1 protein-coding gene is annotated in these 1,721 nt (G+C 49.0%); it reads left to right on the forward strand.

Annotated features, from left to right (window positions below):
- Nucleotides 1–1,342, forward strand: a 1,342-nt coding sequence (locus QHH26_11310; GenBank protein ID MDH7482542.1) for a DUF1565 domain-containing protein, incomplete at its 5' end; no start/stop codon positions are given.
- Nucleotides 1,343–1,721: the final 379 nt, after the last annotated feature.

The raw sequence follows: 1,721 nt of genomic DNA on the forward strand, positions 1-1,721 counted from the left end.
TTTTGCAGGGACTGAGACGTTGAGGGAGCAGCGGAACTGGGTAGCTAATGCGACTATTTTGGATGGCAACCAGGGTGGTTCAGTGGTGACTGCGATACAAGTGGGTTACAAAGCTGCGTCTATAAGTGGCTTCACAATACGAAATGGCAATGCAACCAACGGTGGAGGGATATACTGCTCCTATGCCTCACCAGTCATTTCAAACAACACCATAAAATCGAACAAAGCAACATCCTATGGCGGTGGGATATACTGCATCTATTCCTTGCCAATCATTTCGAACAACACCATAGTTGGAAACAGGGCATCATCCGGCGGTGCCGGGATATACTGCTCTTATTCTTCGCCTGCAATCTTAAACAACACTATAGCTGCAAACGATTTTCGGGAGGTGATATACTGCTACTACTCTTCTCCTTCGATATTTAACAACATAGTCGCATTCAACTACACAGGTATCTACAATCTCAACGGTTCGCCGACACTTCGCAACAACTGCGTGTACAACCCGGGCAGTCTTTCTTACAACTACAATGGCTTATCACCTGGCATTGGCGACATCCAGGTTGACCCAATCTTTGTTAACCGGGGGGCGGGCGACTACCACATACGGTATGATTCGCCTTGCATAGATGCAGGCGACGATAGCGTTGTCCAGCCTGACTGGCTTGACATTGATGGTCAGCTCCGCAAGAACAGGACTGTAGACATGGGAAGCGACGAATACTATTCGCCGGGTGTTCAAGTAACGGTTTCAGGGGCTCGGCTGCTGCCGAATGGACAGATGGTCGAAATACATGATGTGGTAGTCACTGGCGCGTTCGATGGCTTCTTCTATGTTGAGTCTCAAGACCGGTCTGCAGGCATTCAAGTGCGGCAGGCATACCATGGGCTAGCTGTTGGAGACAAGGTCACCCTTCTTGGAACGCTTGCGACCGATGCAGATTCTGGCGAGCGATACATTATTGCTTTGTATGTGCTAAAGGGTGGCACAGGCAATATCAAGCCTTTGGGGATGGTTAATCGGGCACTTGGTGGCGGCGACTGGATGTGGAATCCTTCGAATGGAGCTGGTCAGCGAGGGGTAACAGGTGGTGTTGGTTTAAACAACATTGGCTTACTTGTGCGGACCAGTGGTTGTGTAACTGATGCAGGCACGGATTGGTTTGTAATAAATGACGGCAGTGGAGTGGACGTCAAGTGTGTTGTGCCGACTGGTGTTGGCGTGCCGGCGGTAGGATCGTATGTGGCATTGACGGCAATCAGTTCCTGTGAGAAGGTTGGTGACGAGATACATCGCCTCCTTCGAATAAGGAGTGGAGATGACATAGTTATACGATGATTTACTAATGTTCTCATGACCCTTCAGATTGCCGCTGTTTGTGCAAGGTGGCGAGGAGTGCAAGCCATCCTTACTACCGAACGCAAGCCTCGCCACCCTCACTTCAAACACCTCACAATTGAAGAGAAACAACATACCCGAACAATAAACCGCTTGACAATTTGGTTACTGTTTGTTAAAATATTAAACCAACTTATATTTGCCTTTAAAACCACACACCGCATTTGGGTGTAATGCCACGCTTCAGGGCGCAGTAGTAAATGAATTGGGGTGTCGAGAGCCTTCCCCGCGCAACTGGTGAGGAGTACTTCGAATGGCTGATCGTCGTTTAATCGAAGTGGCGTTTCCTGTGAAAGGAGCAACTATTGATTCCGCGCAT

The organism is Armatimonadota bacterium, assembly GCA_029907255.1.
In the GTDB taxonomy this organism is placed as follows: Bacteria; Armatimonadota; UBA5829; order DTJY01; family DTJY01; genus JAIMAU01.